This window comes from Nonomuraea sp. NPDC049624 (assembly GCF_040675255.1).
Taxonomy (GTDB): Bacteria; Actinomycetota; Actinomycetes; order Streptosporangiales; family Streptosporangiaceae; genus Nonomuraea.
On record NZ_JBFAOR010000014.1, the window covers coordinates 1 to 21312 of the forward strand.

Here is a 21312-nt window from a genome sequence, read left to right on the forward strand (position 1 = left end):
CCCGCCGTCGCGCTCGCGCGGAAGCTGGAGTCCGACGGCGTGCCCGTGCTGGGCGTGATCGCCGCCGCCAGCTTCCCGGCCGCACGGCTGCCCGGCCTGGCCAGGAAGCTGTTCCGCGGCGACCGTCTGGTCTCCGACCGGCTGTTCCGCGACGCGCTGCGCGCCTCGGGCGGCCTGCTCGACGACATGGACGAGGCCGCCAAGGCGACCGCGGTGCGCGCCATGCGCCACGACTCCACGCAGGCGCAGGAGTGGTTCACCCGGGAGCTGGCCGCCGACGGCCCGCGACTGGCCGCGCCGATCCTGTGCCTGGTGGGCGAGCGGGACCGGGCCACCCAGCTGCACGAGGAGCGCTACGCCGAATGGGGGGCCTTCGCGTCGAGAGTGGCGCACGTCGTGCTGCCCAGGGCCGGTCACTACTTCCTGCGTCATCAGGCCGAGCCGCTGGCCGCCCTGCTGTTCGACCAGCTACGGCGCTGGTCGGGCGGTGAGCTCCCGGATCCGGTGCGCGCGCCGGACCGGACCGGCCTGCGCTCCTTCTACACCGTCGCCGGCGGGCAGTTCGCGTCGGCGGTGGGCAACGCGCTCAGCGCCTTCGCGCTGGGCATCTGGGCCTACCAGCGCAGCGGCGAGATCCTGGACCTCGCGCTGGTCACGATGCTGGCGCAGATCCCGGCCGTGCTGCTCACCCCGCTGGGCGGCGCGCTGGCCGACCGGGTGGACCGGCGGCGGATCATGCTCGCCTGCGACGCCCTGTCCGGACTGGCGATGGGGGCGCTGGTGCTGCTGATGGCGACCGGCCGGCTGGAGTTGTGGAACGTCTGTCTCGTCGTCGCCGTCACCTCGATGGTGACGGCGTTCCACCAGCCCGCCTACCTGGCCGCGATCGCGCAGCTGGTGCCCAAGCCGTACCTGCCGCAGGCCAACGCCATGGCCAACCTGGGGTTCGGCGCGGGCAACGTGGTCGCGCCGCTCGCGGGCGGCGCGCTGATCGGCCTGTTCGGGTTGTCGGCCGTGATCTCCATCGACGTGGCCACCTTCGCGATCGGCGTGGGCACGCTGCTCGCCGTCAGGTTCCCCGACCGGCTGTTCCACCGGCGTGAGGAGAGCTTCCGGGCCGCGCTGAGCGGCGGATGGCGCTTCATCCGCCGGCGGCGGCCGCTGCTGGTGATGGCGGTCTTCTTCGCGGTGGTCAACTTCTGCACCGCGCTGATGTGGGTGCTCATCACCCCGATCGTGTTGTCCATCGGCAGTTCGGCCGACCTGGGCGTGGTGACGGCCGCCGGAGGTCTCGGCGTGGCGGTGGGCACGGGCGTGATCCTGGTGTGGGGCGGCAGCCGCCGCCGGGCGACCGGCATGATCGCCTTCGTGATCGGCTCCGGGGTCGGTGTCGTCCTGATGGGCGCGTGGCCGGTCGTGGGGCTGGTCGCGGTCGGCCTGTTCGTCCGGCTGGCCTGCATGAGCATCGGCAACGCGCACTGGCTGTCGGTCATCCAGACCAAGGTGGGCCCGGATCTGCAGGGCCGGGTGCTGGCGGTGAACGTCATGCTGGCCACGGCCATGCAGCCGCTGGGCTTCCTGTCGGCCGGGCCGCTGGCCGAATGGGCCGAGCCGCTGACATCACGGCCCGGCGGCGGCGGCGCGGCGGTGCTGCTGGCCAGCGGCGTCCTGCTGGTGATCTGGGGCCTGCTCGGGCTGCGTCACCGGCAGCTGCACCACATCGAGGACCTCATCCCCGACGCGGCGCCGCCCTCGGAGGCCGCCGCCGACCTGAACGCGATCCAGGAGAAGGTGCTGAACGGATGACCTTGGTATCCGCGTCCGACGTGCGGGCCGCCGCGGCCCGCATCGCCCCGTTCGTCCGGCGCACGCCGCTGCTGCGGCTGCCCGGCGAACGCCTGTGGCTCAAGCCCGAGAACCGGCAGCCCACCGCCTCGTTCAAGGTGCGCGGGGCCGCGAACGCGGTGGCCCGGCTGGCCGGGCGGGGCATCACGCACGTCGTGGCCCAGTCCTCGGGCAACCACGCCCAGGCCATCGCCTACGCCGCCGCCCGGCACGGCCTGCGGGCCACCGTCGTCCTGCCCGACACCGCGCCGGAGCTCAAGGTGGAGGCCGCCCGCGGGCTCGGCGCCGAGGTGGTCATCGTGCCGCCGGCGCTGCGCGAGATCACCTGCCTGGCGCTGGCCGACCATCTCGGTGCGACCGTCGTGCGTTCCGACGACTTCGACGTGATCGCCGGGCACGGCAGCGCCGGGGCGGAGATCGCGCTCGACCTGCCGGAGGCGGGCACGATCCTGGTGCCCGTCTGCAACGGCGGCCTGCTGGCCGGCGTCGCGGTGGCGGCCAAGGCCGCCGACCCCGCGATCACCGTGATCGGCGTCGAGCCCGAGCTCGCCGCCGACGGCGCGGCCAGCTTCCGCAGCGGCAGCCGGACGGCCTGGCCGGTGGAGCTGACCTACCGCACCCGGGCCGACGGGTTGCGCGGCCCCGTCCTCGGCGAACTGGCCTGGGAGCACATCCGGCGGCACGTCGACGACATGCTGACCGTTCGCGAGGACGACATCGACACCGCCGCCGACCTGCTGTGGCACCGGCTGGGCGAGCGGGCCGAGCCCAGCGGGGCCGTGACCACCGCCGCCTACCTGGCCCATCAGGCGCTTCTGCCCGAGGGGCCGGTCGTGGCGATCATCTCCGGCGGCAACGTGGCGCCCGCCCTCCAGCCGGCGGCCCGGCAGGCGGAGTGACGCCCGCCCTCGCGTCCCATGACGGCTGCGGTCCCATGGGACGCGAGGGCGGGACGGCCGCTACGCCTCTTCGGAGACCCCCAGGTACATCACGCTCGGGTGCGCGGGGTTGAAGGCGATCGAGGTGACCCGGTCGTAGGCGTTGTGGTTGACGGTGACGCGGTCCTTGCGGGACTCGTACTTGTAGATGTCCGTGCCGATCGCCGACCATCCGGTCCCGAAGTCGAAGTAGAGGACGTCCGCGTCCTTCGGGTGCGGGGCGAGCAGCGGCCCGTTGGGGATCGTCACCACCGCGTCCTGGTCCACGGCGGGGGTGAAGTTCCGGCCGCCGTCGTCCGAGCGGTAGATGTGCCGGCCGCCGGACGGCACGCCGGCGTCCAGCTCCGCCAGGTTGAGCCCCATCGCCCACACGACGTTCCCGGCGGCCGGGGAGATCGCGGCGCTGAACACGTTGACCCGCTCGCCGCTCCCGGCCAGCCCCGCGGCCGAGGTCCAGGTGCGGCCGCCGTCGAAGGTGACGCGGGCGCCGGTGTCGGAGGCGCCGAGCACCACGTGGTCCAGGTCCTGGGGGTCGAACACCGCCGTGTAGGACATGCGGGTGTCGCTGGGTGACCAGGCCGGCACCCCGACGGGCTGCCAGGTGCGCCCGCCGTCCCGCGACTCGTGCAGCTGGCCCTGCAGGTCGGACGCCCGCAGGCGGTCGCCGTCGCCCCGGTCCACGCCGATTCCGATCAGGTCGCCGCCCGGCCCGCTGAGCGGCGTGACGCCCTCGGGCGTGGCGAGCGCCAGGTTGCCGTCGCGGTCCCAGGCGTAGGCCCGGCCGCCCCGGGCGGCGACCAGCTCGATGTAGGAGCCCTTGACCTCGCCGGCCACGTTCCAGGTGCAACCCGCGTCCTTGGAGGCCAGCAACTGCCTGTTGGACATGGCCAGCAACTGGTTCGGCCGGTCGAGCGCGACCAGCCCGGTGGTGTAGACGACCGGGCCGAGCACCTTGCTGGTGGACGCGATCTTCTTGCCGTCGTTCCACGCGTACGTCACGGAGCCGTCACCGGCGACCGTCTGGCAGACCGGCCGGCTCCAGCCCGAGCCGTCGAAACCCTCACTGGAGGTCCTCGCCATGGCGGGCGTGGCGGCGGACAAGACCGTCAGCGCGGTCGCGAGCCCGATGGTGAACGCCTTCTTCAACACTGCCTCCCCGACAGGAATCTGGTACGCGTTCGTTCCTATCGGTGAATTCGATGCTCAGGCTAGGTCTGCCCGCGGCTGGTTCACGCCATGGCAGGTATCTGACACACTGTTCGATCATGAACGCGGATGACAACGCCCTCGCCGCCGTCGGCGTGGACGCCGAGGACGAGCAGATCTACCGCACCCTGCTGCGCCGGCCGCGCACCACGCTGCCCGAGCTGGCCACGCACACCGGCCGCAGCACCGTGGCCCTGCGCCGGGCGTGCTCCCGGCTGGAGGCGCTCGGCCTGGTCAGCCGCATGGCCGGCCGCCCCGTCCGGTACGTGCCGACCAGGCCCGACGTGGCGGTGGCCGCCCTCATCTCCCGCCGCGAGGAGGGGCTGGCCCAGGCCAGGCTGGCCGCGCTCGCGCTGCTGGCCGAGACGCCGCGGACGGAGAACCTGGCCCCCGAGGAGCTGGTCGAGGTCGTCCAGGGGCAGGCGGCCGTGGTGCAGCGGTTCACCCAGTTGCAGCAGACCGCGACCGAGGAGCTCCTGGTGCTCGACCGGCCCCCGTACGCCCAGGACCCCTCCCAGCAGAACGCCCCCGAGATGGAACGCCTCGCGCACGGCCTCGTGGTGCGCGGCATCTACGACGCCTCGGCCCTGGAGATCCCCGGCAAGCTCCGTCTCGCCCAGGAGTCGGCGGCGGCCGGGGAGCAGGCCAGGGTGAGCCCCGAGGTGCCCATGAAGCTGGCCATCGCCGACCGCAGGACCGCCATCCTGCCGCTGAACGCCGACGCCTCGGCCCACTCCGGCAGCGCGGTCATCGTGCACTCCTCGTCGCTGCTCGACGCGCTGGTCACCCTGTTCGAGGTCCTGTGGCGGACGGCGCTGCCGCTCCCGCTCTACGACGCGCGCTCCCGCCCGGCGGACCTGCCGGACCCCGAGCTGTTCACGCTGCTCGCGGCCGGGCTCAAGGACGAGGCGGTCGCCCGCCAGCTCGGGGTGAGCCTGCGCACGGTGCACCGCCGGGTCAGCGAGCTGATGGACCGGCTCGGCGCCCGTACCCGCTTCCAGGCCGGCCTGCTCGCGGCGCGCCGCGGCTGGTGCGACGTGGACGCCTGACCGCCGTCCCGCCGACGCGAAATCGTTTGCGCCGACGCGGTCCGGACGGATAGGAAGCTCGGGTGCTGAAGGGGAGCAAGGTCGGGCTCCGGGCCCGCCACGAGGACGACATCCCGATCCTGCGGGCCGAGCTCTACGACGACCCGGTCTACTCCTCGCGGGCCGGGAACCGTCCGTGGCGGCCGGTCGCGCCCGGCACGAAGGACCCGCGGCTCGTGGTGGACGACACCGACGTGGTCGCGGTGCTGTGCCACTACGGCTTCGTCCTGCGCGGCCTGCATCGGCTGCAGATCGAGACGCTGGCGGACAACGTCGCGATGTTGCGCGCGGCCGGGCGCAACGGGTTCGTCCGCGAGGGCGTGCTGCGCTCCTCCGCCTGGGTGATGGGCGAGTTCCTGGACCAGGTGCTGCTCGGGCTCCTGGCCGAGGAGTGGAAGCCGGCCTCGTGAAGCCAGGCGGGGTCCCGGTCTCGGTGACCGGCCGATTGTCCGGCAGCCCCCGCGCCGGTCCGGACGAATCGGCACGACCCGGGCCGCACGCGGCCTTGTAGCATCGGGGCATGATCTTCACAGCGAGCGCCGCCGACGTCGCCGTCGTCCTGGGGCCGGGCGGTCCGGTGGGCACGGCCTGGCTGCTCGGTCTGGCGGCGGGCCTGCGCGCGGCGGGCGTGGAGCTCGCGGACGCCGACCTGCTCGTCGGCACCTCGGCGGGCGCGATCACCGCCGCCGCCCTGGCCACCGGACGAGACCTGGACGAGCTCGCCGACCTGCCGCCCGCGCCTCCGGGCCGGCGGGCCGGGGACCCGACCGTGATGCCCCGCGTCCTGCAGATCCTCAACGCGCCCGGCGCCGACCCGCGGGAGGCGCTGCGCCAGGCCGGCGCGCTCGCCCTGGAGGCCGACGCGCTGCCGGAGGAAGACCACCTGACCGCCATGCGACGGCTCGTCGGCACCGGCCCCTGGCCCGCCCGCCCGCTGCTGATCACCGCCGTGGACGCCGTCAGCGGCGAGCCGGTGGTCTGGGGCGGTGACAGCGGCGTCCCGCTGCACGCCGCCGTCGCCGCCAGCAGCGCCGCGCCCGGCCACGCCGTCCCGATCACCGTCGGCGCCCGCCGGTACATGGACGGTGCGCTCGGCGGCGGGTCCAACGCGCACTTCGCCGCGGGCGCGGGCGCGATCGTCCTGGTCGAGCCGCTCGGGCACCTGTTCCCGGGCCCGGAGGTCGAGCGGGGCGTGCGGATCGTGCCCGACCGGGCGGCGCTGGAGGCGTTCGGCCCGGACCTCGGCGACCGGAGCCGGTGGGGGCGGGTCTACCTGGAGGGACGCCGCCAGTCCGCCGGGGTCGCCGACCTGGTCGGGCCGTACCTGCCGGGCCGCTCCGCCCCGGCCTGAACCGGGGCGTGCCCGGCGCGCAGCGGATCGGGGCGGGCGCGCGTTCCCTATGCATGAATGTTGAGATCGTCGCCCGCGCGTCCCCGCCGCCGGCCGGCGCCGCCGACGCGGTGGTGGCCGGTTTGTACCGGGAGCACCGGCTCGCCCTCGTCCGCCTGGCCCTGCTGCTCGTGGGCGATCGGGAGAGCGCGGAGGACGTCGTCCAGGACGTCTTCTCCAGGTTGCACGGCAAGAGCCCGGCAACCCTCACCCTGCCGTACGTGCGGGTCTGCGTGCTGAACGCCGCACGCTCGCTGCTGCGCAGGCGGAGTGTCGCCGCCCGGGCGTTCCTGCGGCGGCGGGAGGACCCGGTGGACTCGGCCGAGACGACCGCGCTCCTGGGCGAGGCGCGGCAGGAGATGCTGGCGGCGCTCAGCCGCCTGCCCGCACGGCAGCGCGAGGTTCTCGTCCTGCGTTACTACCTCGACCTGTCCGACGCCGACATCGCCGAGGCGACGCGCCTGCGGCAGAGCACGGTACGGTCCACCGCCTCCAGAGCCCTGGAGCGGCTTGAGCGCGAGCTGGGAGGCCGAGCATGACCACGATCGAGGACCGGCTCAGGGACGCGATGGCGGCCAGGGCCGAGACCGTGCAGGACGACGGGCTGCCGAGGGCCGCGCCGTCGCCGTGCCGAGGGCGGGTGGCGGCCCGCTGGTGGTGGGCGCCGGTGGCGGTGGCGACCGCGACCGCCGCCGTGGTGAGCGTCACCGTCCTGGGGACCCGGACGATCGGCTCCGCGCCGCCGTCCGCCGCGGCCCCGCCGGCGGCGGCCGCCGGCCGCCTGTCGCCGCCGGTCCGGCAGGTGTGGCCGGGCGCGGTGCACGAGATCCCGGTGACGGGCCCCGGCGGCCGGGTCTTCTTGCCGGACGTGTTCGTCGCCGACCGGGTGGTGGCCGGCCGGGGGCTCACCGGCAACCGGCTCGACGGCATCTGGTCGTACGACCTCGACAAGCGCGCGTTCACCCAGGTCGCGCAGTTGCAGGACGTCAAGGTCGCGAACGAGCCGCTGGTCTTCGGCGACGGCTACCTGGTGTGGTCGGCCGTCCGGGACGACCGGTCGGAGATCTGGGCGGTGCCCGTCGCCGGGGGCGTGCCGCAGCGGATCGCGGCACTGAGGGCCGTGCTGTCCAGCGACAACTCCTACAGCGGGATCAGGAAGCTGGCCGTCGCGGGCGGCATGGCCGTGTGGTCGCCCCCCGACGGCGGCGTCTACCGGGCCCCGCTCAAGGGCGGGAACGTGTCCCTGATCACTGGGACGAAGGGCTACTACCTGGTCGAGTGGCCGTGGGCCGGATGGCCGGTGCGCGACCCGGGGGTCGACCATCCCGTCGCCCGGCCGCTGGAGCACCTGAAGAACGTGCTCACCGGCCGGTCCAGGAACGCGGTCGCGGCCAGGAAGCGCTCGTCGTGGACCGACTGCGGCCCGGTGTGGTGCATCAATGTGACGACGGCCTGGCGGCGCGACGGGACGGACCGCCGCGACCTGCCGGGGAACGCCTCGACAACGCTCATCTCCGGCCGCTTCGTCCTGCTCCACCAGGGGGGCGCGGGCGGCGGCCGCTCCCTGGCCCTGCACGACGTCGCCGCCGGGCGCACCGGCCTGCTCTTCCCCGTGCCGACGCGCCGGGGCGAGAAGGCCCCGCCCACGCTGCACACCCAGGAGGACGTGGTCTGGTTCCGGACGGCGCAGGACACCCAGGTGGTGATCGACCTGAAGGCGGCCGGCCGCTGAACGTGGGCGGCCCGGGAATCGTCCGGCCGGACAGGCATAGCGGGAGTGCCCCGCGCGCGTCTCAGGGGTGTCATTCACACGTTTGGAGGTGGTCGTGGACCCTGCGGACGAGCAAGGCTTCCGCGAGTTCGTCTCTGCGCGCTCGCCTGCCCTGATGCGGCTCGGCTTCATGCTCAGCGGCGGCGACCAGCACGCGGCGGAGGATCTCGTGCAGGCGGCGCTGGCCAAGCTGGCGGCCAGGTGGCGGCAGGTGGACGCCCCCGAGGCGTACGTCCGGCAGATCATGTACCGGCAGCAGGTGAACTGGTGGCGCGCGATCGGGCGGCGCGGCGAGGTGGTCCAGGCGGAGCTGCCCGACCGGCCGGGGGCCGACGGCACGCACCAGAGCGACCTGCGCATGGTGCTGCGCGCCGCCCTGGCCCGGCTCACCCCGAGGCAGCGCGCCGTGCTGGTGCTGCGCTACTTCGAGGACCTGCCGGAGGACCGGATCGCCGCCCTGTTGTCCTGCTCGGTCGGCACGGTGCGGAGCACCACGTTCCGGTCGCTCGCCCGGCTGCGGCAGATCGCCCCGGAACTGGCTGCGGAACTGGAGGTCACCATATGAACCGGCTGCTTCGCGACACCATGGAGGAGTGGGCCGACGAGGTGCGGCTGCCGCACGACCTGGCCGACCGGGCGCTACGGCGGCATGCCCGGCCGCCGGTCATGGCGGTGGCGCTGGCCGCCGGGCTGGCCGTCGTCGTGGCGGTGCTGGCCGTCGGGCTGCACGGCCGAAGCACGACCGTACGCCCGGCGAACGGGGTCACCGTGCCCGTCCGCCCCTCGGTGACGTCCACGGACGTGCGTGCCGACGTCGAGAACGCGCCGCCGAAGAAGTTCGTGGCGGCGGGGGACGTGGCCGTCTCCGCCTACTTCACCACCTGGCTGGAGAAGACGCCCGGCGGCGGCGAGCGCGTGCGGCGCACCTGGCACCTGTACGACCCCCGCTCCGACGGCTACGAGAAGACGCCGTGGGCCTGGCTGGACGTGGCGCCGGGGCTCCAGCTCGCCGCGGTGCTCCAGGGGGAGCGGATCGGCAGGCGGGTGGGGATCGTCGACATGAACACCCGGCAGGCCCTGGCCTGGATCGACCTGGAGCACGACGTCGGCTCGCTGGTCTGGTCGCCGGACGGCACCAGGGTGCTGGCCACGGCGTACTCGCAGTACCCGGAGCGGAGCCGCAAGCAGATGGACAAGAACTCCTACACCGTCGAGGAGTTCGTCCAGCCCCGGATCGGCTACTACGTCATCGACGTGGCCACCGGCCAGGCCGCCTACCACCCGCTGCCGTCGCTGGACCGCGACGGCAACCCCGGGAACATGAACGCGCGCCAGGACCTCGGCTGGAGCCTGGACGGGTCCATGCTCTGGGAGCCCACCGACACCATGCCCGACAGGTTGTGGCTCGGCCTCGACGGCGCCCGCCGCGACGGCCCGGCCGGCGACCGGTACATCGACTACTCGGGCTGGTCGAAGGTCTCGCCCGACGGCAGGCTGGTGCTGGACCGCGACCTGCCGCCGTCGGTGCCGGGCCGGCAGCTGGTGCTGCAGCACCTGGCCTGGGCCGACAACGAGAACGTGGTGGTGCTGGGCTGCGCGGGCGCGTGCAAGAACGAGTTCGACAACGGCCTGGCGCTGGCGAGCGCCGACGGTGAGCGGATGATCCAGCTCACCGGCAGCCGCGACCGCGGCGGCGACGAGACCTGGCAGTGGGTGCTCACCCGCCGGAACTAGCTCCGTCGTCGGCCCCGAGCCCCGTGCCCACTCGGGCACGGGGCTTTCCCGTGCCGCTTGCCAGCCACTGAACATGTGTTTAGTCTACTGAACATGTGTTCAGACCTGACCGCTCAGGCCAAGATCCGCAACGCGGCCATCGCGCACTTCGCCCGTGACGGCTTCGCCAGGACCAACCTGCGCGCCGTGGCCGCGACCGCCGGGGTGAGCCCCGCCCTGGTCATCCACCACTTCGGCAGCAAGGAGAAGCTCCGGAGCGCCTGCGACGACCACGTGCTCGGCATCCTGGTCCGGCGCGCCGGCCGCGCCCGCCCGAGCGGCATGCAGGACCTCTTCCGCGAGTACCTGTCCAACCCGGAGGAGTACCGCCTCCAGGTGCGGTACATGCTGCGCGCGATCGAGGAGGACACACCCGCCGCGGCCACGTTCGTCGAGACGCTGGTGGAGGAGTCGGAGCAGGTCCTGCGGGCCGGGATCGCCGACGGCTCGATGCGGCCGTCCTCCGACGTGCGGGCGCTGGCGGTGCTGACCGTGCTCAACAGCGTGGCCACGCTGACCATGCCGCCGTCCCTGGCGCGCGCGCTGGGCCACGAGCAGTTCGGGCCCGACGTGCTGCGCCGCCTCGCGCTGCCCACGCTGGAGCTCTACACCCACGGGCTGTTCACCGACGACGCCGCCCTCAAGGCCGCCCGGGCCGCCCTCGACGACTCACCACAGGAAGAGGACTGACACGATGACCATCCCCCTCCCCGGCCTCACGCCGCTGGAGAACACGCTCTGGCTCACCCTGGCCGGCAAGGCGCTCGACTACCGGGCCGAGCACCCGATCCTGCGCGACCGGACGGCCTACGACCTGGCCGCGAGACTCGACCTGGACGCCGCCCGGTTCCAGCTCTCGGCCAGCCCCGTCGTGGGCATCGCCCACCGCTCCCTGGTCATGGACGACACCGTGCGGCGGTTCGTCGCCCGCCGTCCCGACGCGGTCGGGCTCGACCTCGGCGCCGGGCAGCGCGCACTCGAGCGCGTGCTCGCGAGGCCGCGACGGCCGTGTGGCGCGCCTGACCGCGCCCGCCGGGGTCACAGTCCCGACGGCCGCCATCGGCCGGCTCACCGCTCTGGAGGAACTCGACATCTCCTATCTGTCCGTCTCCGTAGAGTCGGAGTCGGGGTCGGAGTGGAACCTGCCGGAGGTGACGCGGTTCGTCCTGCCGGACGCCTTCGGCGACCTGGTCGCGCTGCGCAAGCTGGTCGCCGACGGGACCGACGTCGTGTTCCCCGACTCCGCGCACGGGCTGGCCGCCGTCGAGGAGGTGTCCATGACCGGCGGGAGTCATTACTTCCTGCGGACCTTCCCCGAGGCCGTCACCACCTTCCCGAACCTGCGCCGGCTCGACCTGAGCGGCAACTACTTCGACACCGTCCCCGACAGCCTGCTGCGGTTGACCCGCCTCGAAGAGCTCGACCTCGGCGACAGCCTCGGTCTGCTGCGCGACCCGCTGCCCGACCTCGGCCGCCTGCCCGCGCTGCGGGTCCTCGGCTTCGGCGGAGAAAGCCGCCGCACTGGCACGCCCCTGCCGTCGCATGATTTCCTGCGGGAGCTGTTCGCCATGGAGCTGCCCGGACTGGAGGAGCTCCGGATCAGCCGGTGGCAGCGGAACACCAAGCGCCTGAAGCTCAAGCCCGAGCACTTCGCCGGGATCGGGACGTTTCGTCGGCTGCGGATCGTCGACCTGAGGTTCAATCAGCTCAACGACCTGCCGGCGGATTTCGACACGCTCCCCGATCTGGCGGTGGCCAACTTGTACGGCAACCTGTTCCCAGGGGCGGTCCGCGACCGGATCACCGCCGCACACCCGACCGCCCAGATCGACTTCGAGTAGGCGTTCGAGGCCGGCGTGGCCGGCATGACAGCGGAACCGGTCGCCGGGGATCACAGCCACTCACCCGTCGCCGCGATCTGTTCGGTGGCCAAGTAGACGTCTCCGCCCGGCCGTCTGGTCGCGGCCACGGGCACAAGCTGTGGACCGTCGCCGCGCCGCCCGCACGCCCCCACGCTGCCGGCGCCGGAACAGTGAGTACACCGTCTGCCATGGACCGTACTCCTCGGGCAGGTCACGCCAGGGCACACCGGTCCGCACGCGATGCCGGACCCCGTCGATCAGCCTGCGCTGGAACGACGCCGGTCGGCCCGTTGCCGCCACCGGCAACAACGGCTCCAGCACCGCCCACTGCGCATCACTCAAGTCCCCACGCGCCACACCGAGATCATCCCGGTGCAGTGCGATCAACGCGACAGGGTTCTCAAACCCGCCCTAGGAACGCCAGCCGGGCAAGCGGTCGGTCTCGCAGCCGGCGTCCTCGATGGCCGCCACGATGAAGCTCTCCTCGACCGGGCCCTCGGTGAGCACGCTCACCCGGCCGGCCGCCAGGTTCACGTCCACGCCCACCACCCCCGGGATCAGGGCCAGCTCCCGCTTCACCGCCTCCACACAGGTGGCGCAGCTCCCGGTGTTCAGGTCGGGGATGCCGTAGGTGACGAGGCCGTGGACAAGGGTGATCATTTAGTCCTCCGGAAGTGCCGTACAGGGGTTGGGTATGGGGTCCGTTTCACCACGCCGTACCCTTTTCTGAGCTTGCCGCACGGCGAGCGGCGACGACAGCGAAAACGACTTCCCCTTCCCGCCATGGCGGGAAGCGGACAGGAGAGGCACGTGAGCGACGAGGCCACCGCCAGGCGGGTGTACACGCGCATGCGCCGGCACCGGGAGTCGTTCGGCGCGGCCGCCGCCGGCCTCGGGCTGCGCGGCGCCGAGGTCGACCGGGCACGCGACCGGCTGACCCGGCTCGGCCTGCTCAACCCCGGCGCCGAGATCGCCGTCGACGCGATGGCGGCGCTCAGCCGCATGCTGCTCGGCGGCGAGGAGCTGCTCGGGATGCTCGCCGAGCAGCGGGCGGCCTCCAGGGAGCTCACCGAGCACTACCTGCGCCTGGACGGCGACCCCCAGGACGCCCGCGTCGAGTTCTTCCCCCGCTCCAACGTGGAGGCCCTGCGCGTGAAGCTGCGGGCGGCGACGGAACGGGCCCGCGAGGAGATCATGGGCATGCACATGCCGCACGCCTGGGAGCCCGAACGGCTGCGGGACTCCCGCGCCGAGGACGTCGGCGCCGTGGCCCGCGGCGTGCGGGTGCGCATCATGCACGCCCAGAGCCAGCTGGCCCAGCCGGCGGTGCGCGAGCACGTCCAGGGCATGCTGGAGGGCGGGGTCGAGGTGCGCACCATGCCGTTCGTCCCGGTACGGCTGATCATGCTGGACCGCGAGCTGGCCGTGGTCGAGGTGATGCCCGGCGACCTCATGGCGGGCGCGATGCTCATCGAGGGCCGCGGGCTGGTCGCCTCCTACGCCGCCCTGTTCGACTACTGCTGGATGACCGCCTCGGAACCGGGCGACGTCCCCAGGGCGGCCGACGGCGAAGAGCTCAACGAGCAGCAGCGCGCGGTGCTGCGCCTGCTGGCCACCGGCGCCAAGGACGACGCCATCGCCCGCGCCCTGGGCGTCTCGAACCGCACGGTGACCAGGGTCGTGGCCGAGCTGACCGCCCAGCTCGGCGCCGACAGCCGCTTCCAGGCAGGCGTCCGCGCCGCCAAGCTCGGCTGGATCTGAGCCGGGGAGACACCCGCCCGACCCGGAGGTGACGGGCTCGGCACGCCGGTGACATTGGTCAATGTGATCACGCTGATCCCATTGATCACTTGGCCACCGGCGTGCCGGGACCCGGCCTGTACACTGCCGCTGTTCCTGGTTTTCGTGGCGTCCGGCCGGGGCGGCCGTGCGGCACCGTTCTCCTGGGGGGCGCGCCTGCGCCGCCTGCGTGTACACCCGATTCACGGATGGCATGGGGCAGGTGGGATGACGACGGTCGGAGAACCGGATCGGATCGTGCCCGAACAGGAGCGCCCGTGGCCGCGCGGCGCGGCGCGGCACTACCGTCGCGACCCGCTGGGGTTCGTGGAGCGGGCGGCGGACGCGCGCGGGCCGGTGTTCCGCCTGCCCGACGACGGGTCGCTGTGCGTGGCCGACCCCGCGCAGGCCCTGCGGATCCTGCACGACGAGGCGGGCGACTACGACGAGGTGTCCGGGTTCTTCCACGTCGGCGGCGGGCTGCTCGGGCCGCGGGCGACGCAGGTGGCGATCGGCCGGGCGGCCCGCACGACGTTGCGCGCCCACGTGGCCGCCCGTCGCGAACGGCTGCCCGCGGTCGTGGCGGAGCTCGGCGAGGTCAGCGAGTGGCCGTCGGCCGGGCGGGCCGCCGTGCACCGGTTCCTGGCCGACGCCCTGCTGCGGCCGGACAGCCCGCCCGCTCTGCGGGAGCTGATGGCGCACGTCGTGCGGCGCGAGGTGCTGATCCGTCCCGCCGGCCGGCTCGCGCGGTTGTCGCGGCGCGCCCTGTGGGCCCGCGTCGTGCGGACGGTCGCCGCCGAGGCGCGCGCCCGGCGGAGCGAGCAGGCGGGCGCGGCGCGGCCCGGCGACCTGCTGGACGCCGTCCTGGGCGCCACCCCGCCCGAGACGCCCGCCGAGCACGTGGCGCAGGTGTACCTGCTGCTCTTCCGCACCTCGATCGCGCCGGTGGGCCACGCGGTGGCCTGGGCGCTGCTGTCGGCGGCGGCCCACGGCGTCGACCTGGCCGCCGTGCCGCCCGAGTCGGCCGTACGCGAGTCGCTGCGGCTGTGGCCGGTGGCCTGGCTGCTCGGCCGCCCGGTGCGCAGGGCCCACCAGGTCGGCGGCGTGCCGCTGGAGCCGGGCGACAGCGTGTCCGTCTGCCCCTACCTGCTCCACCGCGACGAGCGGCACTGGCCGCGGGCCTCCACGTTCCGGCCCGGCCGCTGGGACGGCCCCGAGCCCCGCGGCCCCTACCTGCCCTTCGGCGGCGGCCCGTTCACCTGCGCGGGAGCGGGCGTCGCCCAGGCGCTGGCCACCGACCTGCTGGCCGCCCTGACCGACCACGCCCGCCTGGAGGTGCGCGGCGGCACCGGGCGGCCGCACGTCGAGGGCATCATCACGCCCCCGCCCTTCCGGTTGCGCCGCACGGCACGCCAGACCTGACCACCAGCGGTTCGTCGAGGAAGGAGGTGATCCCCCATGAGGAAGCTGCTGCGCCGCGTCACCGGCCGCCGGGTCAACCGGCAGGCCTGGTACATCTGGTAACCGAGTCCGAGCGGCCGCGCCGGGCCGAGGGCCCGGCGCGGTCACCCGGCCCGCCGGCCGTTCAGGAGGCACGCATGTCGCATGTCGAGGAGACCCTGGCGGCCTACGAAGGCGTCGCCGCCCGCTACGACGAGCTGAACGCGCAGATGGACACCGAGGCGCTGGTGGACCGCTTCACCGAGGCGGTGGAGCGGCACGGCGGCGGGGGGCGGCGGCTGCTGGACGCCGGTTGCGGCACCGGCCGCAGCAGCACGGCGTTCAAGAAGCGGGGGTTCGAGGTGACCGGCTACGACCTGTCCCCGGCGATGGCGGCGACCGCGCGGCGGCGACCGGGCGCCGACGGCATCCCGTTCCTGGTCGGATCACTCCTGAGCCCTCCGCCCGAACTGTCCAGCTTCGACGTGGTCGCCTGCGTGGACGTGCCCCTGACGTACCTGACGAGCGCCGGCCAGTTGCGACAGGCGCTGGCCGCGGCGCGTGACCGGCTCACCCCGGGCGGGCTGGTGGTCTTCGACCTCAACACCATCGGCTACTACCGGCGCACGTTCGGCGTCCCGGTGGTCGCCGACCGCGGTGACCGGTACGTGGCCTGGTTCGCGCACTCGCCGCGGATCGAGGCCGACGAGATGGTGATCACCCAGTTCGACCTGTTCGAACGGGCCGGCGCGGGCTGGGAGCGGCTGTCGATGCGGCACGTGCAGCGCCACCACTCCGACCGTACGGTGCGCCGGGCCGCCGAGCTGGCCGGGCTGCGCGTGGTGGCCGCCCACGGGCTGGTGGGCACCACGGTGCGCGACCCGGCCGACGAGGAGGCCCACGACCGGATCCTGTACGTCGCCCGTCCCGCCTGAGGTTCGCTATATTCAGAATATGGTGAATCTGCCGTCCGTCCTCTCCCTGCGGGGTTGCGACCTGCGTTACGCCGACAGCGGGGGCGGCGGCGTGCCGGTGGTGTTCTCGCACGGCGCCGGGGCCGACCACGTGATGTTCGACGCCCAGGCCCGCCACCTGCGGGCCCGGGGGTACCGCGTCGTCACCTGGGACCTGCGCGGCCACGGTCGCTCACGCCCGGCCGGCGTGCGCTTCACCGCCGAGCAGGCGATCGCCGACCTGCGCGCGCTGGTCGAGCACCTGGCGCTGGACCGGCCGGTGCTCGTGGGGCAGTCCCTCGGCGGCAACCTCAGCCAGGCCGTCGTGCGGCGGCACCCCGGCCTCGCCCGCGCGCTGGTCGTCATCGGCGCCACGCCGAACACGGCGCCGTTGTCCCGGCGGGACCGCCTGCTGCTCAGGGCGGCCGCGCCGATGCTGACGATGATCCCCGCCGGCAGGCTGCCGCGGCTGATGGCCGACGCCTCCGCGACCACCCGGGCCGCCCGGGACGACGCCCGGCGGGCCTTCGGCCAGGTGCCGAAGAAGGAGTTCGTGCAGGTGTGGCGGGCCACCGTCGACTTCCTCTCCCCCGACCCCGGCTACCGCACGCCGGTGCCGCTGTGCCTGATCCGCGGCGAGCGGGACACCACCGGCAACATCGCCTCGGCCATGCCCGCCTGGGCCCGCGCCGAAGGCGTCGAGGAGATCGTCGTCCCCGGGGCCGGCCACATCGCCAACCAGGACGACCCGCGGGCGGTCAACGAGGCGATCGAGGCGTTCCTGTGCACGCTCCCGGCGCCGGGGCGGGCGCGGCGATGAGCGCGCGGCACACGTTCGTCACCTCGGTGGGCGACCTGCTGGCCTCGTGGAACCTGCCGCACGCGACCGGGCGCGTCTACGGGCTGCTGCTCCTCACCGAGCAGCCGATCTCGCTCGACACCATCGCCGCCGAGCTGGAGCTGAGCAAGGGGGCGGTGAGCACCGCCGTACGGCAGCTCGACTCCTGGGGGCTGGCCAAGGTGATCCCGCAGCCCGGCAGCCGGCGGCTCCTGGTGGAGGCCACCGGGGGGATCGAGTCGCTGCTGGAGGCGAGCCAGGCGCGGGCCAGGACCCTGATCGCCGCGCTGCGCGAGGGCGAGGCGCTGGTGCACCCCGGACCCGCGCAGGAGCGGCTGCGGGACGTGATCGGGTTGTTCGTCGGTTATGTCGACGTCGGCGGCCAGATGCTGGCCAGGCACCGGGAGCGACGCCCCGGATCCGACACCGCGCGGCCCTCCTCCGCCGGGTAGGGTCCGCCCCACGACGTCGATCAAGGAGGCTCGGCAGCAGGACGACGCCCTGTCCGAGCGAGAAGATCGAACGTGCCCTGAGCGCGATGCGCTGACGGGCCGGGGCCGAGGTCGCTGGTGACGACCCGGCCGCCGGTGTCATACCGTCACATCATGGACGAGCACCGCCAGAGCATCCCCGACGTTCTCCGCCCCGTACGGGACGCCGCCGCGGCCCTGGACGATGACCTCACCGACCTGGGCGACGCGCTGCGGGCGTTGCGGCGGGTCGAGGTGGAGGTGGAACTGGCGACCGATCTGCTGATGCGGCAGTCCAACGCGAAGGCGAACCAGGCCCGGCAAGAAACCCCCTGAGCGCGCCCGGCAGCGGCCACTAAACTGTCCCCTTCATTCTTGATCAAGAAGATGGAGGATGACATGTCTCGTCTTCGCGCGTTAGCGCTGACCGTGGTCGCGGGAGCCGTTCTGCTTCCCTCTCCCGCTCAGGCCGCGTCGGTGAAGGGGGTGAAGCTCGTCAACGGCGCGTCCGGCCAGTGTCTCACCGTGGCCGCGACCGAAGTGAAGAAGAACGGCGCCCCGGTCATCCAGTGGCCCTGCGACGGTTCCAGGCGCCAGCGCTGGTACGTCGTCAAGGACTCCGAGGGCGGCGTGAATTTCCGGAACGCGGTATCCGGACAGTGCTTGGCCATCGCCCACGGGACCAGCAGGGAGGGCAAGCGGGCCATTCAGTGGCCGTGTTACCGGGGCAAGGCGCCGGAGCAGGTCTGGCGAACGAAGGCGGCGCGGATCAAGAATCTGGCCTCCGGCCGATGCCTGGCGATCGGAGAGGGCAGCAAGGTCAAGGGGACCATCGCCATCCAGTGGCGCTGCTACGGGGGCAACGCCCCTGAGCAGGTCTGGCACGTCCGCAAGCACTGACCCGGCCGCGAGAACGGGGGCCGCGGCGACGCCCGCGCCGACCGGCACGACGTGAGCTCCCGAGGTCGCGGACTCCGAGACCAGGCTCGCGCTCCCCGTCGAGGGAGGCGAGCCTGGCACACGCAGAAATGAGACGGGCCCCTGCCGTCCTCGCGCAGGTCGCCCGCACCCGGCTGGGCCTGCTCGACCCCGAGGCCAAGGCTCCGGTGGACGCCCCGGACCGGGCGTCAGGCTCTGACAGCGCGCCCGGGCAGGGCGGTCGGCACCAGATGCTCGTCACGGACGACGAACTGACCGCCGACAAGAACGTGGACGAACCCGGATGAATGCCTGACCGTCTCGGTGTAGGTGGCACGGTCGCTGACGGTCTCGGGGGCGAAAACGGTCAGGTCGGCGTCGCAGCCCGCCTGAACACGACCCTTGCGCCGCATCGCCGGAACACCTGAGCCCACCACGTCGGCGGGGACGAGCGTGCACCGGCGCACGGCCTCGGGCAGTGACAGGACCCCGTTCTCCCGGACGAGCCTGCGCAGCGTCCGGCCGTAGGTGCCGGCCGTACGAGGGTGGGTGACGGCGTCCGGCCCAAGCGGCCAGGACAGCGGGTCGGGCGTCCCCGAGCGCCACAGGAGGGGGACGGCATCGGTGGCGACAGCGGCGTCGGTGAAGGTGAGGGCCCGCTGGATGTAGTCGAACTGAGCGGGGTCATCCTCGTCGAGCAGGTGGACGAAGGCCGCCGAGCCGGGTTCGCTCTCGCGGATTCGACGCAGGGTGTCGGCGTCGGGGACACGGCCCTCGGCACCGAGCAGGCCGATGGAGTGCGGGGTCAGCCCGCGCCGGTGAAGGAGCTCCGGGGCGAGGAAGGCCGCGCCGACGCCGGTCATGCCCGCGCCGTAGGGGTAGGCCTCGGTGGTGACGCGCGAGCCTTCGGCGCGGACCTTCTCCACCAGGCCGAGCACGCGGTCGACATGGCGGATGGAGGTGCTGTTGACGTGGCAGTAGTGCATGTGCGCGCCGGTCTCGGCGGCGGCGCGGACGACCTCCTCGGCGCCGTCGACGGGAGTGGTGGGATCCATCTCGACGAGTTCGCGGGCGTGGGTGTAGGTGGGCAGCCCGACGCGGGCGGCCAGGGCGGCCACGGCGAGGTACTCGGAGGGATCGACGCGGGGCGCGTAGCCGATGAGGATGCCGATGCCGAGCGCGCCATCGCCGAGGTCGCGCTCCAGCATGCCGACGATGCGGTCGATGACATTCCGCGGAGCGGCGCGCTGCCATTCCTCGCGGCCGATGTTGGCGAGGAAGTCGTCCAGGTCGCCGCTGGTGTCGAGGCCGAGGAGGACGGACATCCGGGCCACGGCCCAGGAGGTGGCGAAGCCGTAGTTGAGGGGCCTGCCCTCGATCTCGGCCCTGCGGTAGGCCGCGGCGACCGGGTAGGCGCCGGCCTCGAGTTCCAGGACGGTGGTGACGCCGTCGAGCGCCTGCAGGCGGTGGCCGGCGACGTCCATGCTGTGGCTGTGCAGGTCGATGAAGCCCGGACTGACGACCAGGCCGGTCGCGTCGACGGTGGTGACGCCGTCGAGCGGCTGGTCGGAGACGGCCTGGATGACCCCGCCGCTGACGCCGACGTCGCGTACGGCGTCCAGGCCGGTCTCGGGGTCGATGACCCGGCCGCGGGTGAGGACCAGATCGTACGTCGTCACGCGAGCTCCTTCGTTCCGAGGCTGAACTGCTCAGGGCGCTGGGGCACGATCAACGCGATCAGCGCGCCGAGGACGGTGGTGGCGATGAGCAGGCCGAAAGCAGCGGTGTAGGAGAACCGGTCGACCAGGAAGCCCATGAGGACGGGGGCGAGCACGCCGGCGATCTGGCCGCCGACGTTGACGACGCCCATGCCGGATCCGATGAAGGCGGGCGGCAGGGCGCGCACGGGCATGCCGAGGATGCCCATGGTGGAAAGGCCCGCCACGCCCATGGCGAGCGTCTGGTAGACGGTGAACCCGACAGCGGAGTCAGCCATCAGCATGAGCACCAGGAGCACGGCGGTGACCAGGAGCAGGGGAATGACGTAGAGCCGGGCCCTGTCGTGGAAGAAGCGGTCGAACAGCCAGCCGCCGAGGAAGGCGGTCGCGCACGCGACCAGGCCGGGGATGGCGGACATGACACCGGTGTTGATGAGGGAGATGCCGCGCTCCTCCAGCAGGTAGCTGGGCACCCAAGTGATCAGGCCGTAGCCGAGCATGTTGGTGGTGCAGAAGAGGGCGGCGAACTTCCAGACCGACGGCGAGCGCATGACGGTGCCGAGGCTGGTCCCCTCGTCCTGAACGACGTCGGAGCCGTTGAGGTGAGCGGGCAGCGCCTTGGGCAGCAGCTTCCACAGCAGAACGCCGATGGCGACGCCGGCGGCGGCGGTGACCCAGAAGGTGTGGCGCCAGCCGAGGGCGAGGATGAGCGGCGCGACGAGGAGCGGGGCGACTCCGGCGCCGAGCTGGTTGGAGGCGAGCATGGCGCCGGCGGCGGTGGCGCGGATGGCGGGGGTGGTGCGTTCCGCGATGGCCTTGAAGGACGCGCCGGGAAAGAGCCCCTGGCCGACGCCGAAGAGAGCACGGATGACGAGGAGGGAGGCCAGGCCCCAGGCGATCCCGGTGAGCGCGGTGAAGACCGACCAGAGCAGCATGGAGACCATGAGCTGGCGGCGGGCGCCGAACTTGTCGGCGAGGATGCCACCCGGCACCTGGCACAGCAGATAGACCAGGGAGAAGGCGGTGATCAGCCAGCCTTGCTCGGTCTTGGTGAGGGCGAACTCCTCGCCGATGAACGGCAACGCGACGGCCATCATCACCCGATCGACATAGTCGATCACCCAGACGCCCATGAGCAGGCCGACAGTGACGGTAGCCGTTTTACGTACGTGCGCGGGCGCCAAGGTGTGGGTGCCTTCGGCGAGTCCCATTCACAGGCCTCCAGGAGCTAGATCAATGTTCCAGCAACCCTCCACCACCTCACCCGGGAGTGCTTCGTGCAGAATCATGAAGTCGGAGCGGTCGGCGGTGCAATTGCACCAA

General features: G+C 73.1%; 23 protein-coding genes. 18 read left to right on the forward strand and 5 right to left on the reverse strand.

What is annotated here, in order from left to right; genetic code table 11:
- Positions 1–1806 (forward strand): MFS transporter (locus AB0J76_RS41705; RefSeq protein WP_364392961.1); only part of this gene is annotated, 1806 nt, incomplete at its 5' end.
- The gene (locus AB0J76_RS41710; protein WP_364392964.1) at positions 1803–2744 is read left to right on the forward strand and encodes a pyridoxal-phosphate dependent enzyme; all 942 of its coding nucleotides are present in this window, start codon (positions 1803–1805) and stop codon (positions 2742–2744) included. The genes AB0J76_RS41705 and AB0J76_RS41710, both read left to right, overlap by 4 nt.
- 60 nt (positions 2745–2804) lie before the next feature.
- On the opposite strand, the gene AB0J76_RS41715 is transcribed toward AB0J76_RS41710, so the two are convergent.
- Positions 2805–3929, reverse strand: coding sequence for a hypothetical protein (locus tag AB0J76_RS41715; RefSeq protein WP_352330703.1), 1125 nt, complete (start codon positions 3927–3929; stop codon positions 2805–2807).
- Positions 3930–4048: 119 nt separating this feature from the next.
- On the opposite strand from AB0J76_RS41715, the gene AB0J76_RS41720 reads away from it, so the two are divergent.
- The 9 genes from AB0J76_RS41720 (at position 4049) to AB0J76_RS41760 (ending at position 11852) form a co-directional block, all read left to right on the forward strand.
- Positions 4049–5038 (forward strand): helix-turn-helix domain-containing protein, encoded by a 990-nt coding sequence (locus tag AB0J76_RS41720; RefSeq protein WP_352330704.1) that lies wholly within the window; start codon positions 4049–4051, stop codon positions 5036–5038.
- A gap of 62 nt (positions 5039–5100) precedes the next feature.
- Positions 5101–5487: a GNAT family protein gene (locus AB0J76_RS41725; protein WP_352330706.1), complete on the forward strand. Its 387-nt coding sequence runs from the start codon at positions 5101–5103 to the stop codon at positions 5485–5487.
- A 110-nt stretch (positions 5488–5597) separates the two neighbouring features.
- Entirely contained in the window at positions 5598–6428 is an 831-nt protein-coding gene (locus AB0J76_RS41730) for a patatin-like phospholipase family protein (protein WP_364392969.1), read from the forward strand.
- A gap of 53 nt (positions 6429–6481) precedes the next feature.
- Positions 6482–7006 (forward strand): sigma-70 family RNA polymerase sigma factor, encoded by a 525-nt coding sequence (locus tag AB0J76_RS41735; RefSeq protein ID WP_352331395.1) that lies wholly within the window; start codon positions 6482–6484, stop codon positions 7004–7006.
- Positions 7003–8199, forward strand: coding sequence for a hypothetical protein (locus tag AB0J76_RS41740; RefSeq protein ID WP_364392972.1), 1197 nt, complete (start codon positions 7003–7005; stop codon positions 8197–8199). The genes AB0J76_RS41735 and AB0J76_RS41740 overlap by 4 nt, the downstream gene beginning before the upstream one ends.
- Positions 8200–8293: 94 nt before the next feature.
- Complete coding sequence (locus AB0J76_RS41745) at positions 8294–8803, forward strand: SigE family RNA polymerase sigma factor (protein ID WP_352330963.1); 510 nt, start codon at positions 8294–8296, stop codon at positions 8801–8803.
- Positions 8800–9972, forward strand: a complete 1173-nt coding sequence (locus AB0J76_RS41750) for a hypothetical protein (RefSeq protein ID WP_352330965.1) — start codon at positions 8800–8802, stop codon at positions 9970–9972. The genes AB0J76_RS41745 and AB0J76_RS41750 overlap by 4 nt, the downstream gene beginning before the upstream one ends.
- Positions 9973–10065: 93 nt before the next feature.
- On the forward strand, positions 10066–10701 hold the full coding sequence (locus AB0J76_RS41755) for a TetR family transcriptional regulator (RefSeq protein WP_364392976.1): 636 nt from the start codon (positions 10066–10068) through the stop codon (positions 10699–10701).
- A gap of 320 nt (positions 10702–11021) precedes the next feature.
- Positions 11022–11852 carry a hypothetical protein gene (locus AB0J76_RS41760; protein ID WP_352329822.1) on the forward strand — a complete coding sequence of 277 codons (831 nt, stop codon included), beginning with the start codon at positions 11022–11024 and terminating at the stop codon, positions 11850–11852.
- Between the two features lie 60 nt (positions 11853–11912).
- Here AB0J76_RS41760 and AB0J76_RS41765 read toward each other — a convergent pair whose 3' ends face one another.
- Together AB0J76_RS41765 and AB0J76_RS41770 are read right to left on the reverse strand one after the other, a co-directional pair.
- On the reverse strand, positions 11913–12230 hold the full coding sequence (locus AB0J76_RS41765) for a transposase (RefSeq protein WP_352329824.1): 318 nt from the start codon (positions 12228–12230) through the stop codon (positions 11913–11915).
- A gap of 54 nt (positions 12231–12284) precedes the next feature.
- Positions 12285–12533, reverse strand: coding sequence for a heavy metal-associated domain-containing protein (locus AB0J76_RS41770; protein ID WP_352329821.1), 249 nt, complete (start codon positions 12531–12533; stop codon positions 12285–12287).
- Between the two features lie 150 nt (positions 12534–12683).
- Here AB0J76_RS41770 and AB0J76_RS41775 point away from each other — a divergent pair, with 150 nt between their 5' ends.
- The 7 genes from AB0J76_RS41775 to AB0J76_RS41805 all read left to right on the forward strand — a co-directional run bounded on the left by AB0J76_RS41775 (position 12684) and on the right by AB0J76_RS41805 (position 18253).
- Positions 12684–13634, forward strand: a complete 951-nt coding sequence (locus tag AB0J76_RS41775) for a LuxR C-terminal-related transcriptional regulator (protein ID WP_352329820.1) — start codon at positions 12684–12686, stop codon at positions 13632–13634.
- A 276-nt stretch (positions 13635–13910) separates the two neighbouring features.
- Positions 13911–15074 (forward strand): cytochrome P450, encoded by a 1164-nt coding sequence (locus AB0J76_RS41780; protein WP_352329819.1) that lies wholly within the window; start codon positions 13911–13913, stop codon positions 15072–15074.
- A gap of 176 nt (positions 15075–15250) precedes the next feature.
- Positions 15251–16027 (forward strand): methyltransferase domain-containing protein, encoded by a 777-nt coding sequence (locus tag AB0J76_RS41785; protein ID WP_352329817.1) that lies wholly within the window; start codon positions 15251–15253, stop codon positions 16025–16027.
- A 19-nt stretch (positions 16028–16046) separates the two neighbouring features.
- On the forward strand, positions 16047–16865 hold the full coding sequence (locus AB0J76_RS41790) for an alpha/beta hydrolase (protein WP_364392981.1): 819 nt from the start codon (positions 16047–16049) through the stop codon (positions 16863–16865).
- Positions 16829–17335, forward strand: a complete 507-nt coding sequence (locus AB0J76_RS41795) for an HTH domain-containing protein (protein ID WP_352331146.1) — start codon at positions 16829–16831, stop codon at positions 17333–17335. Before AB0J76_RS41790 ends, AB0J76_RS41795 begins: the two co-directional genes overlap by 37 nt.
- Before the next feature lie 153 nt (positions 17336–17488).
- Positions 17489–17689, forward strand: a complete 201-nt coding sequence (locus AB0J76_RS41800; RefSeq protein ID WP_352331148.1) for a hypothetical protein — start codon at positions 17489–17491, stop codon at positions 17687–17689.
- Positions 17690–17728: 39 nt separating this feature from the next.
- Entirely contained in the window at positions 17729–18253 is a 525-nt protein-coding gene (locus tag AB0J76_RS41805; RefSeq protein WP_352331150.1) for an RICIN domain-containing protein, read from the forward strand.
- 227 nt (positions 18254–18480) lie between these two features.
- Here the strand turns inward: AB0J76_RS41805 and AB0J76_RS41810 are convergent, their stop codons facing one another.
- Positions 18481–19950, reverse strand: a complete 1470-nt coding sequence (locus AB0J76_RS41810; RefSeq protein WP_352329567.1) for an amidohydrolase family protein — start codon at positions 19948–19950, stop codon at positions 18481–18483.
- Positions 19947–21200 carry an MFS transporter gene (locus tag AB0J76_RS41815; protein WP_352329566.1) on the reverse strand — a complete coding sequence of 418 codons (1254 nt, stop codon included), beginning with the start codon at positions 21198–21200 and terminating at the stop codon, positions 19947–19949. The genes AB0J76_RS41810 and AB0J76_RS41815 overlap by 4 nt, the downstream gene beginning before the upstream one ends.
- Between the last annotated feature and the right edge of the window lie 112 nt (positions 21201–21312).

What these genes read in the sequence shown, in the direction of transcription:
- AB0J76_RS41735 (WP_352331395.1), top strand. Translation starts at nt 6,482, where the DNA reads ATGAATGTTGAGATCGTCGCCCGCGCGTCCCCGCCGCCGGCCGGCGCC.
- AB0J76_RS41720 (WP_352330704.1), top strand. Translation starts at nt 4,049, where the DNA reads ATGAACGCGGATGACAACGCCCTCGCCGCCGTCGGCGTGGACGCCGAG.
- AB0J76_RS41755 (WP_364392976.1), top strand. Translation starts at nt 10,066, where the DNA reads ATGTGTTCAGACCTGACCGCTCAGGCCAAGATCCGCAACGCGGCCATC.
- AB0J76_RS41770 (WP_352329821.1), bottom strand. Translation starts at nt 12,533, where the DNA reads ATGATCACCCTTGTCCACGGCCTCGTCACCTACGGCATCCCCGACCTG.
- AB0J76_RS41730 (WP_364392969.1), top strand. Translation starts at nt 5,598, where the DNA reads ATGATCTTCACAGCGAGCGCCGCCGACGTCGCCGTCGTCCTGGGGCCG.
- AB0J76_RS41815 (WP_352329566.1), bottom strand. Translation starts at nt 21,200, where the DNA reads ATGGGACTCGCCGAAGGCACCCACACCTTGGCGCCCGCGCACGTACGT.
- AB0J76_RS41800 (WP_352331148.1), top strand. Translation starts at nt 17,489, where the DNA reads ATGGACGAGCACCGCCAGAGCATCCCCGACGTTCTCCGCCCCGTACGG.
- AB0J76_RS41785 (WP_352329817.1), top strand. Translation starts at nt 15,251, where the DNA reads ATGTCGCATGTCGAGGAGACCCTGGCGGCCTACGAAGGCGTCGCCGCC.
- AB0J76_RS41740 (WP_364392972.1), top strand. Translation starts at nt 7,003, where the DNA reads ATGACCACGATCGAGGACCGGCTCAGGGACGCGATGGCGGCCAGGGCC.
- AB0J76_RS41710 (WP_364392964.1), top strand. Translation starts at nt 1,803, where the DNA reads ATGACCTTGGTATCCGCGTCCGACGTGCGGGCCGCCGCGGCCCGCATC.
- AB0J76_RS41750 (WP_352330965.1), top strand. Translation starts at nt 8,800, where the DNA reads ATGAACCGGCTGCTTCGCGACACCATGGAGGAGTGGGCCGACGAGGTG.
- AB0J76_RS41790 (WP_364392981.1), top strand. Translation starts at nt 16,047, where the DNA reads ATGGTGAATCTGCCGTCCGTCCTCTCCCTGCGGGGTTGCGACCTGCGT.